At 36.1% G+C, this 14,599-nt stretch carries 16 protein-coding genes; 1 reads left to right on the top strand and 15 read right to left on the bottom strand.

Annotated features, from left to right (window positions below; genetic code table 11):
• Positions 1-96: 96 nt before the first annotated feature.
• Positions 97-399: a hypothetical protein gene (locus PATL70BA_RS13380; RefSeq protein WP_125137839.1), complete on the bottom strand. Its 303-nt coding sequence runs from the start codon at positions 397-399 to the stop codon at positions 97-99.
• 305 nt (positions 400-704) lie between these two features.
• Here PATL70BA_RS13380 and PATL70BA_RS13375 point away from each other — a divergent pair, with 305 nt between their 5' ends.
• Entirely contained in the window at positions 705-1,712 is a 1,008-nt protein-coding gene (locus PATL70BA_RS13375) for a calcium/sodium antiporter (RefSeq protein ID WP_125137838.1), read from the top strand.
• Positions 1,713-1,714: 2 nt separating this feature from the next.
• Here the strand turns inward: PATL70BA_RS13375 and PATL70BA_RS13370 are convergent, their stop codons facing one another.
• The 14 genes from PATL70BA_RS13370 to PATL70BA_RS13305 form a co-directional block, all read right to left on the bottom strand.
• A complete protein-coding gene (locus tag PATL70BA_RS13370) occupies positions 1,715-2,887 on the bottom strand; it encodes an HD domain-containing phosphohydrolase (RefSeq protein ID WP_125137837.1) in 1,173 nt (390 codons plus the stop codon).
• Between the two features lie 92 nt (positions 2,888-2,979).
• The gene (locus PATL70BA_RS13365; RefSeq protein ID WP_125137836.1) at positions 2,980-3,435 is read right to left on the bottom strand and encodes a hypothetical protein; all 456 of its coding nucleotides are present in this window, start codon (positions 3,433-3,435) and stop codon (positions 2,980-2,982) included.
• Positions 3,436-3,467: 32 nt separating this feature from the next.
• Positions 3,468-4,208, bottom strand: coding sequence for a DNA repair protein RecO (gene recO, locus PATL70BA_RS13360; protein ID WP_125137835.1), 741 nt, complete (start codon positions 4,206-4,208; stop codon positions 3,468-3,470).
• 175 nt (positions 4,209-4,383) lie between these two features.
• Complete coding sequence (locus tag PATL70BA_RS13355) at positions 4,384-4,971, bottom strand: cytidylate kinase-like family protein (RefSeq protein ID WP_125137834.1); 588 nt, start codon at positions 4,969-4,971, stop codon at positions 4,384-4,386.
• An 18-nt stretch (positions 4,972-4,989) separates the two neighbouring features.
• Positions 4,990-5,730 (bottom strand): amino acid ABC transporter ATP-binding protein, encoded by a 741-nt coding sequence (locus PATL70BA_RS13350; RefSeq protein WP_125137833.1) that lies wholly within the window; start codon positions 5,728-5,730, stop codon positions 4,990-4,992.
• The gene (locus tag PATL70BA_RS13345; RefSeq protein ID WP_125137832.1) at positions 5,720-6,388 is read right to left on the bottom strand and encodes an amino acid ABC transporter permease; all 669 of its coding nucleotides are present in this window, start codon (positions 6,386-6,388) and stop codon (positions 5,720-5,722) included. Before PATL70BA_RS13345 ends, PATL70BA_RS13350 begins: the two co-directional genes overlap by 11 nt.
• Positions 6,389-6,497: 109 nt before the next feature.
• On the bottom strand, positions 6,498-7,280 hold the full coding sequence (locus tag PATL70BA_RS13340) for a transporter substrate-binding domain-containing protein (protein ID WP_125137831.1): 783 nt from the start codon (positions 7,278-7,280) through the stop codon (positions 6,498-6,500).
• Positions 7,281-7,483: 203 nt separating this feature from the next.
• On the bottom strand, positions 7,484-7,969 hold the full coding sequence (locus PATL70BA_RS13335; protein WP_125137830.1) for a GNAT family protein: 486 nt from the start codon (positions 7,967-7,969) through the stop codon (positions 7,484-7,486).
• Entirely contained in the window at positions 7,966-8,508 is a 543-nt protein-coding gene (locus PATL70BA_RS13330; RefSeq protein ID WP_172596246.1) for a hypothetical protein, read from the bottom strand. Before PATL70BA_RS13330 ends, PATL70BA_RS13335 begins: the two co-directional genes overlap by 4 nt.
• A gap of 106 nt (positions 8,509-8,614) precedes the next feature.
• A complete protein-coding gene (locus PATL70BA_RS13325; protein WP_125137828.1) occupies positions 8,615-9,046 on the bottom strand; it encodes a hypothetical protein in 432 nt (143 codons plus the stop codon).
• A 258-nt stretch (positions 9,047-9,304) separates the two neighbouring features.
• The gene (locus PATL70BA_RS13320) at positions 9,305-9,862 is read right to left on the bottom strand and encodes a class I SAM-dependent methyltransferase (RefSeq protein ID WP_125137827.1); all 558 of its coding nucleotides are present in this window, start codon (positions 9,860-9,862) and stop codon (positions 9,305-9,307) included.
• A gap of 109 nt (positions 9,863-9,971) precedes the next feature.
• Complete coding sequence (locus PATL70BA_RS13315) at positions 9,972-12,122, bottom strand: transglutaminase domain-containing protein (RefSeq protein ID WP_125137826.1); 2,151 nt, start codon at positions 12,120-12,122, stop codon at positions 9,972-9,974.
• A complete protein-coding gene (locus PATL70BA_RS13310) occupies positions 12,122-13,333 on the bottom strand; it encodes a DUF58 domain-containing protein (protein ID WP_172596245.1) in 1,212 nt (403 codons plus the stop codon). The genes PATL70BA_RS13315 and PATL70BA_RS13310 overlap by 1 nt, the downstream gene beginning before the upstream one ends.
• Positions 13,326-14,267, bottom strand: coding sequence for an AAA family ATPase (locus tag PATL70BA_RS13305; RefSeq protein ID WP_243115921.1), 942 nt, complete (start codon positions 14,265-14,267; stop codon positions 13,326-13,328). Before PATL70BA_RS13305 ends, PATL70BA_RS13310 begins: the two co-directional genes overlap by 8 nt.
• Positions 14,268-14,599 lie beyond the last annotated feature (332 nt).

Raw genomic sequence — 14,599 nt, 5'->3', positions numbered from 1 at the left:
ATAATGTCTAGGATATTAAATAACAAAAAAAGTAGCAACTTCAGATTCTCACCTTAAGTTACTACTTAGTATATCTTGATTCATATTAATCTTGATTTATTGACTCAAGACCTTTAACTCTTCGTCAATCTCTTCCAATTGCTCTTTAATTAATTCTATGTGGCGTTCATATTCCTTTATTTTTGCTAGGCGTTCCATTTTAAGATCTTCCAATTCTTTGGTGGATGGATTTGATAGAAGCTTTAACTCTGAATCCACTTTATCTAGACTTAGTTGATACTTATCCCAAGCTTTTTCAAGACTTGCATCAAAGTCGCCCATCTCAATATACTTCTTTATGCAGTTCATGTCATATACAATTCTACTTTTTTTCCTTAAAAGTTCTAATCTCTTGTCCATATCATTCTCCTCTCAGTCTTTACAGATTTATAAATCTGGTTAAGTGGCCAAAAACGGTGTTTTGATTCTTAACCATTTTGTCTTATACAGCCATTATAGCATGACACTATAAAATTGTACATAGTTTGTACATATATATGTACGTTAAAAATACAAGATACTACTCTTTGTATCGATCCTGATTAGAACCTCAATTTATCACTTGCTTCTTGATTGACAAACAGACTTTATAACCCTATTATTAGATTGATATAGGATAGCGTTGTTTAAGACTTTAACATTATTTTGAGAGTGAGAGAATTAAAATGGAAGAATTGTATGTTCAACTACTGGAGACTCTACCCACAATTGTATTAATACTTATTGCCGCCATTAGCTTGGTCATCCTTAGTAAAAGTGCCGATTTTTTGGTGGATGAGGCTGTAAGCCTATCTATTCAATGGGGCATACCCAAGTCCATTATAGGTGCTACTATTGTATCTCTTGGCACGACTTTACCTGAGGCCTCTGTTTCAGTTCTTGCTGCGATTCAGGGCAATCCTGACCTAGCCTTAGGAAATGGCGTCGGCTCTATCATAGCAGATACCGGACTCATACTTGGTCTTGCAGCTATCATCGGATACTTGCCCATCGATCAGAAAACTCTAAACCGTCAAGGACGTATTCAGATCGGCTCAGCCCTCCTGTTGGTTTTTTTTGCCTTACCTATATTTGGTAGAAATAATCAAGGCATCATCCATCAATGGATGGGCTTTGCACTGCTCATTTTATTGTTTGTTTATATGTATATGATGATCCGTTGGGCTAGAAATGGCAATGAGGTATTCGAGAAACTGGATGTTGTTAAAAGTCCTGTTATTTTTCAAGTTGCTAAGCTTCTGTTTGCCATATCTATGGTCATTTTATCATCTAAATTATTAATACCAAGTATTGAATTAACAGCCATCCGGTTCGGCATTCCCCAAAGCATTATCGCCGCGACTCTCGTGGCATTTGGTACCAGTTTACCTGAACTTACAACCGCTATTGCCGCTGTACGAAAAGGACATGGTGAACTCGCTGTTGGTAACATCATAGGCGCTGATATCCTTAATGTGCTTTTTGTAATAGGCGCTGCAGCAGCTGTCACTTCAAACGGACTAGCCGTAGATTCAAGTTTTTACCAATTACAGTTCCCTGCTATGATTATTATCCTCTTAGCCTTCAGGCAATTTGCTAGGTCTAAAGACCATAGTATCAGTAGAAAAGAAGGTATGGTTCTTGTTGCCTTATACTTATCTTATCTTATTTTGAGTTACACATGGATGCGATAAACTTACAACATTTTTCTTGATGCCTCGTCTCTAATGTACATAAATTCATGAATATTCTCAAGCAAGATATCCACAAGCTTCGGGTCAAAATGTTCGCCACGTTCCTTTTTAAACAACTCAACAATCTGCTCTAGTGGCCAAGCCTTTTTATAAACTCGGTCTGTGCTTAATGCATCAAATACATCTGCCAAAGCCACAATCCTACCATATAAATGTGTCGCATCTTTCTTTAGACCTGCCGGATAGCCAGTTCCATTCCATTTTTCATGATGTTCCAGTGCAATTACGGCGGCTGTTTGAATTAAGTCATGTTTTGACGTCTTCATCATGGCATAGCCTGCCGTAGCATGTTTTTTAACACTTTCAAATTCTTCCGTACTCAATTTTCCAGGTTTATTTAAGATGCTCTCCGGTATGGTCAACTTACCAATATCATGAATCATAGCGGCCACTTCAAGTGTTTCAATGCTTTCATGATCTAAGCCATAGCCCTCTGCTAATAGTCTCGAATACGACGCCACTCTCCTAACATGGTGGTTCATTTCTTTGGATTTGGTCTCTATAACTTCACTTAGGGTTTGAACCAGTTTTTCAGTGTTTAACCTATTTCGATTAAGTCTACATAGCTTTGCATAGTCTTCTATAAGATTTACTTCATAAAGTTGTATTAGATTTTTTTCCCATGCACCGATAGGCTTCTTAGATTCAATGAAGATGATATGATCCGTTCCCCAATCATGACCAAAAAACAACATAAAAGTATTATCTGTAAACATACTATGTCCTGTCTCTCTATTTCTTGTTATTGATGCTTGGATGGTACGAGGTATCACATCGTTCAAAATCAGCTTTTCAAATGTTTGATATGATCCAATACCATAAGTAATCATATACATACCATCCATCTTAGACGCTACAAAACCGGATATCATCTTTTCTTCGTCTTTATTACCTAAGCAGACTATGGAAAGTAAATGCTTCATGACATGAGATGAAAAAGTGTACATTTGATTTTCCGTATAGATGTGCTTCGCTGATTCCATAATCTGATCTATCGATATCCCGTCCTCATCAAAATTATATATATCACCATAAGAACTAATGGCAGCTAAAACCGCTAAGAAAAGGTCATCTCTATATATATTTTTTCGATTTTTCTGATCATGGTTGGCCATTTTTTGCTCCTTCTAATTCAATAAAAAGATTGTTCCAGATAGAACTGAGCATCGTTCATTGTCTGAAACAATCTTAAAATCATTGGATTCCTTTATTCAATCTTATCTTTTGCTGCATCGATGGTACCTTCTACTACTTCTTCAGCTTGATCACTTGCTTTTTCCACAACTTCTACCACTTCTACTACTTGAACTTCAACATCCTGAACCGTTTTTTCAACTTCAGGTGTTACCGCATTAATTTCATCTAATTTTGTTTTTTCTTCCTCTTGAATCTTCGCAATCTGTACTTCAAGTTCTGCCACTTTAATATCAGCTTCTCCTATGCTGGTAATCAAGTCTTGTACTTGGCCAATGTCAAAAGCACCCTCTTGATATAAGGTGAATACTTTTGTACCCAGTTCTAGTAATGTTTCTTTTTTAACCTTTTGAGTTGTACTGATTTCGGATTTAAGCTTGTTCACTTCAATCATGGTTGATGATTTCGTGCTTACAATCGCTGTACCCTTATCGATACCTTTTTTTAACTTACTAAAAAAATCTGCCATACTAAGTCCTCCTCGTTACGGTGATATTGTTTTTATAGTGTTAATAAAAAATCTAAAGTCTTAAATTTTTTATTTAGGTTTAATGAAACGAACTGATTCATAATGAATTCAAGTTCTAAAAGTGCTTCTTGGTCTAACTCAAAGGAAAAAATATCTTTCATCGGCTTTGACAACACATACCTTATGGCATATACCGTTGCCCCATTAATCTTAATCTTATCTTTGACCAAGTGAGTTTTATCATGACATAAGAAACCGCCAATCTGTGTACTGAAGAATTTGATATTATTCTCATCATGACAAACGGCACAATCGTTCACCCAAGGGGTATAACCCAATATGCTCATCGCCTTAAGTTCAAAAATCCTAATTGCCAGTCTGGCCGGCATACGTTTGTGGTTAATGGCATTTAAAGTGTAAAGCAATAGATGCATCAAATCCACATTATCCATATCTTCATGGGTTGTGTAATCCACAAACTCCATAAGGTACATACCATAAGTCAAATCTTCCATATCCATTCTCAAACCATGGAAGTATTCAATCAGTTGGGCTTCATAAACATTATAACAGTTTTTACCTTTTGAAACAATAAAATCGCCATAGGCAAAGACCTGGGCACAGGATAACATTTTGCTGTTAGATCTTCTAACGCCTTTGACAAATACTGTAATCTTACCAAGCTCTTTTGTAAGCAGTACCAACCGTTTGTCGTAATCTCCAATTGGCATTTCATGTAATACAATCGCCTTCGTCTTAATCTGATTTCCCATTGTTTTGCCTTCCAAAATCCTACTGTTTTCTTATTTTATTATACCATAAATATGATGATTGACAATTTCATTTCACCCTACATTCCAATTCATATAATAAAAAACTCAAAGGATCATCCTTTGAGTTTTTAACCGTCAACCAACGTATACTTCTTATACATAGTCTTCATGCATTCTATTTTTGCCTTGCAAGGTTACAGATGATATCCGCACAGTTTTCTATACCAATTGTACCTGTATTTAAACTGATATCGTAATAATCTGCAACGCCAAATTCTGTATTGGTATAATGGGAACAATATTTTTTTCGTGTTCGATCAATAGCATGAATCTGTTCATTGATTTTAGCTTCTTTTTGATTGGGCATCTTTTTCTTCATACGTTCCAGACGCCAATGGTGATCAGCATGCACGAACAAATGAAGTGTGTAATCAAATTCTTTAAGAATCATATTGGCGTTTCTTCCAACAATCACACAATTACCCTTTTCACCGATTTCCCTAATCACTTGCTGTTGAATATCAAAAAGTCGATCACTTAACGGCCTGTTATAAAAATCAAACAAACTTTGTGCAAAACCAAAATCCATCGGAACCTTTTCATCCCATTTCAACAGACGTTCTATATCAACATTTGATTCTCTTGCTGCTCTTAGAATAATCTCTTTATCATAATATTCATAATTCAAAGTCTTGGCAATTAATCTTCCCATCTCACCACCACCGGCTCCGAATTCACGACTAATTGTTATTATCTTTTTCATAGGATGCTCCTTTTTTGACTATAAGACTTTATTAAGAAAGTCAATGGTTCTGGGTTCCTTAGGATGTTGAAATACTTCCTCCGGTGTACCTTGTTCGACTATATAGCCACCATCCATAAAGACGATTCTATCCGCTACTTCTCTTGCAAAACCAACCTCATGGGTTACAACAATCATGGTCATACCATCTGCTACCAGTTCCTTCATAACCGCTAATACTTCTCCAACCATTTCAGGGTCAAGAGCTGAAGTCGGCTCATCAAACAACATGATGTCCGGATTCATAGCAAGAGATCTAGCAATCGCGACACGTTGCTTTTGTCCACCTGAAAGTTGAGATGGATAAGCTTCTGCTTTTTCGGGCATACCTACACGTTCTAGTAATTGCAAACACTTAACCTTGCTCTCTTCTTTGGTCATTGTTTTCAGATGCACCGGTGCAAGCATAATGTTTTCTGCAACTGTTTTATGGGCAAAAAGATTGAATTGTTGGAATACCATGCCTATGTTTTCCCGAACCTTGTTAATGTCCGTGTGTTTATCTGTTATATTCACGTCATCAATAATAATTGTACCACCTGTAGCTGTCTCTAGCTGATTTAAGCAGCGAAGAAAAGTGGATTTCCCGCTTCCGGACGGTCCAAGTACGACGACAACTTCACCTTCGTAAATATCAATGCTGATTTCTTTTAGTACTTCCAGACTACCGAAGTTCTTCTTCAGATTATCGACATGAACAATCGTTTTTCTACCTTCCACGGTTTACCCTCCTCTCAACTCTTTTTGCTATTTTACTAAGTGTAATTATGACGACCATATACATAATACCGACAATTGCCCATGTTTCCAGACTCTTAAAGGTATTACCGCTGATGGTTTTACCCATATTGGTAAGCTCTGGAAAACCGATAACTGAAAGAATGGATGTATCTTTTAGGGTAATGATGAATTGATTAATAATTGATGGTATCATCGTGCGAATGGCTTGTGGTACCACAACCAATTGCATGCTTTTTGCATACGTTAAACCTAAGCTTCTACTGGCTTCCATCTGCCCTCGGTCAACACTTTCAATCCCCGCACGAATAATCTCGGCCATGTAGGCTCCACAGTTCATAGATAAGGCCATCGTACCGGCTTGCAAAGCTGTCAGTCTAAAATCCGTAACGCCCATCATTCTAATCGCCGTCGGTAAGCCGAAATAAATGAAGTATGCCAAAACAATCAAGGGAACGCCACGCACTGCATCTACGTACGCAATTCCAAGAAAGTTGAAGAAACGATTGTGACCTACATTCATCAACGCAAAAATCATTCCGATAATCATAGCAAAAAACAATGACAATAGGGTTAGCAATAAAGTCTTACCCAGTGCTCCAAGAAGCATCGAGCCATACGTTTGAATAATCAAGCTCATTGATTTGTTCTCCTTTTCATCATTATTTTGATCCTAATACCTGATGATAACAAGAACGTGAGAGGCTTAAAAAGTCCCCCACGTCCTAAGTAAAACTAACTTGGTATTATTATTTTAGATATGTATTTATGATCTCTTCATATTTACCGCTTGTTTTAATACTTTCTAATCCAGCATTAAACATATCCAGTAATTCTTGATTGGCTTCATCCATGATTGCGAATCCATAAGGAGAACCTTCATTTTCCATACCTTCAACAATCATAAGTGGTAGTGCGCCTTCTTTAATAGAAGTTGCCATGATTGGTGTGTCTTCTACACATGCTGCACTGTTTCCAAGTGTAACATCTTGATACATTGTTGGTGAATCTTCAAATGTAGTAATTGTAAATCCATACTCATCTTTTATACTGTTTGCAAAATCAGCACCTGCTGTTGCATTTTTCACTGCTACGTTCTTGCCTGCAAGATCTTCAAAGCCTTTTATGTCACTGCCTTCAGCTACTACAAATGTTTGTGTTGCATTGTAGTATCCGTCTGAGAAAATCCATCCTGAAGCCTTACGGTCTTCTGTAATTGAAGCACCTGCAATAATTGCATCCGCTTGTCCAGCTTGAACCGCTGCGATGGCTGCATCCCAACCAAGACTTTGTAATTCATACTCAAATCCTTGATCTTCTGCGATTGCTGCTAACAGGTCTACGTCAATACCAACAAATTCATTGTTTTCATTGGTGTACTCAAATGGCTTAAAAACTGTGTCTGTTGCAATAACCCATTTCTTACCATTTGCTTGTTCTGTGGTTCCTTCTTCTGTCTCTTTGGAACCGCATCCGGCCAAAACACTCACCGCTAATACTGTTGAAAATAGTAACGCAAATAATTTTTTCATAATAATTCTCCTCCGTTATGTTTCTAGATAAAAAAATAGAGCACAAGCCATATGCCATAATCGTATTACACGACAAACACCTTTGTCTTTCGCTCAAACTACTTTACTATTATAGACAATTGTTAGGTTTTTGTCAAGTTGTAATGATATCCAGTCGCGTTTCTAATGGTATGGATGGTTCTCATCAGGCTGATTGTTTGTATCTAGTTAACTTTATGAAAGGCAATCCTCTCATCTCCATTTTCAATGTATATAATCCCACATCTCACATAGCCATTCTTCTCCAAGAAACTAATCATAGGATCATTGTTTCTATGGGTATCAATGCGTATGTTCGGGTGTTGATTAAAGCACCAGTTAACACAAAAAGATGCCACACCCTTACTGCCTTTGGCTGAAGCAATCCGGTGTATCACAGCGTAGGGCGCGTCATCCAACCAAGCACCTTCAAATATCTCCAGATAAGTAGGGTCAATGCCCACTTCAAAACAGAATGTGCCTACGATATGGTTGTCTAAGACACATACATAACTCCTATCTAGACTGATATCACTTTCAAGAAGTTCTCTCCTTGGATAATCCTCACCCCATTGGCCCGAATTGTTCTGTTTCTTCATAAATGCTCGTGCATCTGCATATATGATGAGTATCTCGTCTAGATCTTCTAATGTTGTTCTTCTGATTTTCATAATTGCCTCCTATAAATTAAAGCGCACGCTTTTTTACCCCATGCATCCGCCCATTTTTCGATAATAAAGTCATAATAATAAATTCCCTTTTTCTTTTTGTTAATAGGATATAACAGAAACCAAATAAATGATGGCAAACCAATCACCAGTAAATACAATGGACCAAGAAGTAATGATTGTAGAGTATGTCCATACTCATGAACTGACATTTTTTCAGATATCTCCCTTGAACAATTCGCAGGAACAAAGATAAATAATCCAAGAGATAACCCGCTCTTAGCAGACCAAAATGTTCGAACTGCCCCGTGATATAGATTATGGCTACTTGTAATATTAAGTAAAAACACCAACAAGCCTGCTAAGGTTTGAAGCATCCCCCAGGTACACTGAAGGAAAATGTAAATGATGAATAGTACTAATTTTTTTGTATTTTTCACAGTACGGCCACTCCTAATAATAACTGCACTTTTTTCATTGATACTACCTGTCACATACTCTAGAGATAAGGACTTACTTGATTTAATCTTATTTACTTGCATATATTGTACCGTACAAGTTCAGATAATACTAATGCTTTCTGAGTGTTTTTCACGTATTTCTAAGAATAATGGATACGATTGGAACCAAGAGAACCTAAGAACAAAATCACCACATATAAAATATTGTAGCCATTACTGACAATACAAGAGCATAATAGTGATGCCACTTCATTTTCGTCTTAATAAGGAGGACCATGCCTGCTGCAGAAATTATAAGTAAAACCAAGTTGATCACAATTGGTGTTCTATATGATTGGACGCCAATTCCAGCCATGAATGTGGTAAGTGAGCCAACTAGAATGCTTGCTTTGAACCATTCTGGTAGGCTCGTTTTATATATAATAAAGCAAAAAATCATCCAAATAATCCCATATCCAATACGTAATGATGCTACGAAGCTATACGTGGTGTCTTTGTTCGTCATGGTACTAAAAATCATAAATAATACATAATACAACATGAACGCTACCACTAATATAAGGAAGCTACCCATGGTAACTAGTACACCATCTTTTATTATTTCGGTTTTTTTATTCACAATGCATCTCACTCTACTTTCTAGTATCCACCTATATTAAGAAACAAAAAACTTCTTTCAGTCCTCTATAATGTACTTCATTTATCAAACCACAAAAACTGTCCCTGTCTGGTCCTACTTTGTCTACAACCTGAGAAAATCTCTTTCGAGATTCCCTTTTTTACCACTTTATAATGTTTCGTATCAATTTATAATTAATTTTTACTTATGGCACTAGGAGAACCGTTCCTCCGCTCAAGTGCATTCTACTTTTTGTATCTACTCACCCTCTTTTTCCATCAATAATAGATATAAATTCTCCCCAAGATTGCACTGCTTTTTCATCACAATATCTTCTCGGAAAAAATGTCTAGCCGCCTGATATTCACTCATTCTATGATTAGCCGGTGGTCCCATAGGTGTGTCCTTTTTATGAAAATCAATGACCAGTACACGTCCAAACGGTTTTAATACACGTCTTACTTCCTTGATAAATTCAGGTACTTCTTTGATCTCATGAATAACCGTTACTATAATAAATAGGTCAATGCTTTTAGATTCAAGATTTATTTTATCTTCCTCTACTTGAATGGCTTGAATATTATGAACATCTTTTGCTTTTTCTTTAATAATACTTAACATAGACGGATCCATATCAAGGGCATAAACCATACCCTTTGTAAGCTTTGATGCTTCTAACGTAAACACACCCGTTCCAGCTCCGTAATCGCAAATAGTATCATTTTCATTAATACCGGCTTTCTTTAAAGAATTTATGATATCCAATTCCTTTAGTCTTTTTTCGTTCTCAAATTTCATTGGGTTCTTATGTCTCATATTAACACTCCTTATGTCCTTTGGTTTTCTTCATATTTTCTGTTTTCTAATAACACCTGTATAGTTCGTGCTACTCATATATCCAAAACTCCTTTTATTTATTTAGCTTTTATTTATGTAGTAGTACAATTTCAATAAATCTTAATCGATAAAAATGGATGGGTAACATCTGTCTTTTTACTATGTGCTTAATATCCGCCAAATAGTCTTCTAAGGCTTCTACTTCTTCAATACTTGGATCTTCGTCATTATAAAAAGCTTTTTCCAGTGTGTTGATATAAGCATCAAACTTAGTTTTACTGTTGATTAGTCCTTTGTTCAAGCGCAGTGCATACTCTCTTAATGTTTCATGTTTTTCTTTTTCTAACTGAATGGCTTTTAAATATATCCATAACAATTTATAATCAACCATGAGTCGACGCTTAACATTGCGTCTTAGTCTCTTACCACGTTTTATAAATGCGATCAACAATAAGACAAGTCCTGCAAATACAATGAAAACAATGGCAATACCAAAGTAATCATTATGAATGATTGTATCCATCGTTGATGGTTTTTGAACTTGGATGTTATCATTTAATTGTATAGGATCACTAAATTGTACAGCATCTTGACCCGGTGTAGGCTCAAACTGAATCCATCCAAAGTTAGGCACGTAGATTTCAACCCAAGCGTGAGCGTTACTATCATATACATGTTTATAAGGATCAATAACTCTTCTTCCATTATAAAGAACTTCTTCTGGAATATCATCGATTTCAAACTGGCTCGAACCTATTACAAAACCCGTGACAAACCTAGATGGAATCCCTTGACTCCTTAGCATCAACGTCATAGAAGTTGCAAACTGTTGGCAAAATCCTTCTTGTTTTTCAAATAAGAATTCATTGATCATATCACCTTCTTGTTGATATTCGGGGTTCTCATTATAGGTATATTCACTTTTTAAATACTCTTCAATGGCTATTGCCTTATTCATATCCGTTGATAGATCTTTTGTAATCTCATCCGTTAAGTCTTTTAGTTTATCAAATCCATCCGGAAGCAATAAGTAACTTGTAAGGTCCGTATCATCCTTTTCTAAACCACTTAAGTACTGGGTTAAAGCTGTTGTTCTATATTTTGGTAGTGCGATGGATAATGTATATTGATAATCCTGACCGACCATTTCATCTGCTTTAAACATACCATCTTCATACACACGAATAGGAATCGTTAAGTCAGAAAGGACAATATCCTTAGTATAGGGACCCGTGACAATACTATCTGTATAAATATTTTGATAAATCACTTCAACTTCTTCTTTGAAGAACAAGGCCTCATTGAACACTTGATCCGAACTGAGAATTGGCTCCGTTGGCCACTCATCTTGATGAATCGGCTCATTCTTAGTATTGGTCCATACACCGTCAACATAGTGGTTAAAGGTTTGAGATTTGTAGTATTTCAGCTTCTCTGTCTTGGCTTTAAAGAGTTCAATGCCCTCATGTTCAAAAGAAGAAGCGATTTTGTATTCATCTGTTACATTATAGATCATCTCTAACTGATCTGAATCGATATCATCTATTGTACTTTCACCATTCATTCCGCTTGTGCTTACTTTAGCATCACTCTTTTCAAATGGATTACGATAGGTATTATTCACAACAAGGGATAGGAGAATAACAAGGGTTGCCATAACAATAGAAAGACGGTAAAAAGAATATCTTCTTTTATAACCTTCGCTATCTTTCAGTCTCACATAATAGATTTCAAAATAATAGATGAAGGTTGCCATTACAAATAGAAAGAAGGCTTGCCGATCCCTAATCGACGAAAATAATCCTGCAATGTAGGCTCCAATAATCACTAAAGCGCCAAAAACAGGCGGAATAACAACCAATTTCTTTGAACGATAGAAAGCCACAATCACCCGGTACAAGAAGATGCCAATACCTAGTATTAATATTTGCTGATGGAATCGACCAATATAGAAACCTTGAATTCTCATTGAATAATAATAGGGTTTTACAAAATTTGCAATCTGTATACCTGTTGATTCTAGCAATTCCTTTTTGTACAAATAATAACTGGTCACGGTTATTACCAATATAGAGACCAGTATCGACCAGATTAAAACTTTGCGTTTACCTAAAATAAAATAATACACAAGAAAACTCAAACCACTTATAAGAAATAGTTCGAATATATTGAGCACATATGAGAAAGTTCCTGATAAAATTGCAAGGATCGCAAATCCAATAACAAATACAGCAAACACTAAGTCACCCCCAACCTTGTTGAGCTTTCATCATGTTGCATATAATAAATCGGTATTTTTGATGTGGTTAATATAAATTGACACTGATTGTCTCCAAAACTCTCAATACCCTCTATATCCATGGTCTTACGATCACAGACTACAATGCTTATTTCGTAATTCTGATATTTCAAGCCTACCAATTTTTCAACTAAAGGTAATGTGATGTGCTGTGTCATTAATATCACATGACACGGGTCACGTTCTAGATGTAGAACATCATCCATCAGTTTAGAAAAACCTTGTTCCTTATAAAAAGAAAGTTTTGCCAGTTCATCATAAAACCTTAGGAAATCTTTACTGCTTCGTCCTTCCGATTTATGCATTCCAAATTTTTCATAATACAATTGTGTATGTATTCGGTTTTCAAGGAAGAAATGCACCAGTGATACACAACCCTCAACCATATAGTCTTCATAGACAATAGAACTTTCACTGTCTAAGTTCAAGCTATATGTATCTAAGAAAATCTTTGTTTTATTTGTCACTTGACCTGAGTAGTCTTTGGAAATAAAGTCTCCTGTTTTTGCTGTTAACTTCCAATGTATTTTATTTAGTGGGTCACCTGGTTGGTAATCTCTTACATCCGTAAACACGGATTGGTTTTGTGTCGTATTGGATATAACGCTTTCATTACTTTCATTACTAATATTGCGAAGCAAGCTGCTTTTTAGCTCACGCAGTTTTGGATAAACAAGAATTTTATGTTGTTCGATTGCCGTGTAATTGAATCGGAAGAATTTAAAATAGTCACATATAATAAGGCGATCAACACCTATCGAATAATTACCTCGATAGGTACAAGTAAGCTTTTTGCGGATAACGACAGTCTTTTGTTCAGATACAATAATCGGATGATGAATATCATTCTTTGCATCTTTAAAAAGCCTTTCACTTGACACATAACGAAGAGAAAATGGTGCCAAAAGAAATGAAGTTGGATTAATGAGCTTAATGACATAGACAATCTCATCACCCTTTGATACAAATCTCTTGTCAACACTATGTGTGAGCTTAAATACATAGTACGTCAAAGATATATGAGCAAAGCTAATGACGGGTGTAAACAGTATAATATAAAAACTAATGCTACTGGTATAACCCGGTAATAAGCGGTTAAAAATCATTGATGAAACAAGCAATACACTATAAATCGTCCATGTTCTACGCAAACGCATCACCTTCCGGTACATATACTAATTTCATGACATTTTTAATGATATCCTCATTGCCTCGATTTTCATATTTAGCTTCAGGGCGAGGCACAATGCGATGGGACGCAACCGACATAAATATATGTTTTACATCATCTGGTATGACATAGTCTCTACCTCGGTAATAAGCCACACCTTTGGCCATTTTACTGATAAACAGCGTCCCTCGTGGACTTATGCCAAGTAGCGTATCTTTAGAATCTCTCGTTGCTTTTACCAAATCAACGATATATCTTGAAATATCATCATGTTGCCTAACCTCTAGAATCTCCTTCTGAATAGCCTTAAGCTCTTCAAGTGTAATCACAGATTCTAATGTATCCAAAGGATTGGATTGCTTAAAACGCTCCATAACCATCATTTCTTCTTCAAGACTTGGATATCCAATAGCCATTTTTATCATAAAACGATCAAGTTGAGCTTCAGGAAGTGGATAGGTACCAAGATATTCAATTGGATTTTGTGTTGCAATCACCATAAAAGGGTCTGGTAACTTGTGATGTGTGCCGTCTACAGAAACATATCTTTCTTCCATCGCTTCAAGTAACCCTGATTGAGTTTTTGGCGGTGTACGATTAATTTCATCTGCTAAGAAGATATTTGTCATAACCGCACCTTCGTGATATTCAAATGCTTCGTTTTTAGGATGATACATTGTAAACCCTGTAATATCTGAAGGCATAACATCAGGCGTACAAGAAATTCGGTTAAAGTCCCCTCCAATTGATTTTGCCAGTGCAATGGCTAAGGTTGTCTTACCCGTACCTGGTACATCCTCAATAAGAACATGTCCGTTGCATAACATTGTTAAGGTTATGAGTTCAATTGCCTCTCTTTTTCCAACCATGACTTTATTAATGTTATTGATCAAATCTTCTACTTTTTGGTTCAATTCAATCCTCTCCTTCGCTGGAATTTTAAGTATGCTCTTTGGCTGCTTTATGATATTATGTTTTTTTATTATAGTCGTAATAAATGATTGATTAAATGAATGATACCTAATTTCTAATATTTAATCAACTTTTATCATGGATATGAAGTACCTCTTGACTACTGACATTCATTGTACCAATAATTCATAAAGTTGTAAAAACAAGTTTAGCTGATTCCATTCATATCAAAGTATATCAGAAACGGGAACCCAAAAGTCTCAAGGTTCCCGTCGTTATTACATTTCACATCTACTAACCTAAGCACTTTCTCATAAGTATCTGACCTTAACCC

Source organism: Petrocella atlantisensis (genome assembly GCF_900538275.1).
GTDB classification, from domain to species: domain Bacteria; phylum Bacillota; class Clostridia; order Lachnospirales; family Vallitaleaceae; genus Petrocella; species Petrocella atlantisensis.
Note: the sequence above shows the minus strand (reverse complement) of the source record. Positions and strands in the feature narration are given on the sequence as shown.

Coding starts and splice junctions, on each gene's coding strand:
- PATL70BA_RS13380 (WP_125137839.1), bottom strand. CDS start 399: ATGGACAAGAGATTAGAACTTTTAAGGAAAAAAAGTAGAATTGTATAT.
- PATL70BA_RS13375 (WP_125137838.1), top strand. CDS start 705: ATGGAAGAATTGTATGTTCAACTACTGGAGACTCTACCCACAATTGTA.
- PATL70BA_RS13370 (WP_125137837.1), bottom strand. CDS start 2,887: ATGGCCAACCATGATCAGAAAAATCGAAAAAATATATATAGAGATGAC.
- PATL70BA_RS13365 (WP_125137836.1), bottom strand. CDS start 3,435: ATGGCAGATTTTTTTAGTAAGTTAAAAAAAGGTATCGATAAGGGTACA.
- recO (WP_125137835.1), bottom strand. CDS start 4,208: ATGGGAAATCAGATTAAGACGAAGGCGATTGTATTACATGAAATGCCA.
- PATL70BA_RS13355 (WP_125137834.1), bottom strand. CDS start 4,971: ATGAAAAAGATAATAACAATTAGTCGTGAATTCGGAGCCGGTGGTGGT.
- PATL70BA_RS13345 (WP_125137832.1), bottom strand. CDS start 6,388: ATGAGCTTGATTATTCAAACGTATGGCTCGATGCTTCTTGGAGCACTG.
- PATL70BA_RS13340 (WP_125137831.1), bottom strand. CDS start 7,280: ATGAAAAAATTATTTGCGTTACTATTTTCAACAGTATTAGCGGTGAGT.
- PATL70BA_RS13335 (WP_125137830.1), bottom strand. CDS start 7,969: ATGAAAATCAGAAGAACAACATTAGAAGATCTAGACGAGATACTCATC.
- PATL70BA_RS13330 (WP_172596246.1), bottom strand. CDS start 8,508: ATGCAAGTAAATAAGATTAAATCAAGTAAGTCCTTATCTCTAGAGTAT.
- PATL70BA_RS13320 (WP_125137827.1), bottom strand. CDS start 9,862: ATGAGACATAAGAACCCAATGAAATTTGAGAACGAAAAAAGACTAAAG.